At 39.0% G+C, this 1631-nt stretch carries 1 protein-coding gene; it reads right to left on the bottom strand.

What is annotated here, in order from left to right; genetic code table 11:
• Nucleotides 1-121 precede the first annotated feature (121 nt).
• Nucleotides 122-1333 carry an IS110 family transposase gene (locus DWX00_RS19375; RefSeq protein ID WP_055218916.1) on the bottom strand — a complete coding sequence of 404 codons (1212 nt, stop codon included), beginning with the start codon at nucleotides 1331-1333 and terminating at the stop codon, nucleotides 122-124.
• Nucleotides 1334-1631 lie beyond the last annotated feature (298 nt).

Genomic DNA, 1631 nt, shown 5'->3' with positions numbered 1-1631 from the left:
AGCCTGCAAATAAAAAGTCAATACTAAAATTGAAGAAAGTTAAAAAACTTTACAGGTTAAAAATTAGGCATTAAAATAAGGCCACCACAACCAGTGCTGGTCTGAAAGTAAAAGTTTTGAATTAGCTTGGATCAGGAAGAACAGAAAGATATTCTTTCACTCGTCCATAGTATATTCTGAGAAATTTATTAGCACCTGCAGTCATATAAACATAGTAAGGCTTACCCTGGGTGCGTTTTCTGTCCATGAATTGATATACAGGATCATCCTGAGGCATGGTTTTGATAAGAACATCCATTACTTGAAAAAGAGTCTTTCTTAAATTTGAAGATCCACGTTTGGATGTTGGGACGCTTTTTTGGGCATAGGAACCAGATTCGTTTACCCCAGGATCAACTCCGGCGAATGCAGTAAGGGCTCCTTTATGCGTGAATCTGGTTACATCACCGATCTCAGCCATAAGCTGTGGACCGAGAGATGGACCAATCCCTTTAAACTGCATGACAATTGAGTATTCAGGAAGCTTTGAGGCAGTCTCGTTCATGAGAGTGCGTATTGTTTCGACAGTAACGGAAGTACTGTTGAGCTGATCGACAGCTTGTCTGATGATATGTTTGGTTATTTCATTCTTAGGAAATACTGGAACAAGTTCCTTTGTTTTGGTGTAAATTTCTTCCGCTTTTGATTTATTGAAGGCATATTTTTTGCGCTTGCACCAGTTCTGATAATGTTCAACAAAAGCGTTTAGAGACATTTTACGAATGCAATCTACATGCCAGTATGTAGAGACAAAATCAACCCATTTCTGGGAACCATCACTGCGGGTGGGACTATTGAAATAAGTATTTGCATTTGGATAGGTCTGGTCAATGAGGCCAATAAGATTATTTTTCATAGCCGTTTTTTGTTTCACATAGAAATGGAACTGACGATTCATGACCTTTAGCTGAGCGCGTAATTCATCTGTAATACTATACGGTTCAAGACTTTGCCATTTGTCAAGAGCGTAGCGGGCAATCTTGACAGAATCAGCTTTGTCGGACTTGATTTTGCGAAGAGAATCGTTATTAAAATCTTTGACCAACTTGGGATTAACAGCACTGACAAAGAGATCTGCTGCTGAAAGCTGGTGAGCAAGTGCTTCGTAGTAGCGGCCGGTATGTTCCATTACAACCCGGGATTCACCTTCGATAGAATGAATAAGTTTAATAAGTGAATGGATATCACTGGATGTGTGCTTAATCTCAAAAGGAGAGGATACAATCTCCCCAAATGGTCTCAGAATTGTAACCATACTTTTACCTTTTGAAACATCGATACCTACTGCGTTCATAAATTTATCACTCCTTAAAAAATATTACAATGGATAAATACCAGTTTTACTCATTACCTGTTCAAACTACTGTGTGTGACACGAATGCACCTAATGTGATTCAACCTGCATAAAACGAACACTGTGAATGAGGAGCCGGTTATCAGTCTAAAGTACGGACGCGAGGTCCAAGTGATGAAGTCGATATACCATTGCATCCTACATTCTAACAGTTTAAGTAATGAGATGGATAAATCCTTACTGGAAGTAAGGGGATTACCCATAAATATATTGTAGTAGTGATGAGTTAGACGCGCAA

The sequence above is a fragment of the Blautia sp. AF17-9LB genome (assembly GCF_003479185.1).
Taxonomy (GTDB): domain Bacteria; phylum Bacillota; class Clostridia; order Lachnospirales; family Lachnospiraceae; genus Fusicatenibacter; species Fusicatenibacter saccharivorans.
The sequence above is the reverse complement of the archived record's forward strand: the minus strand, read 5'-3'. Positions and strand labels throughout refer to the sequence as shown.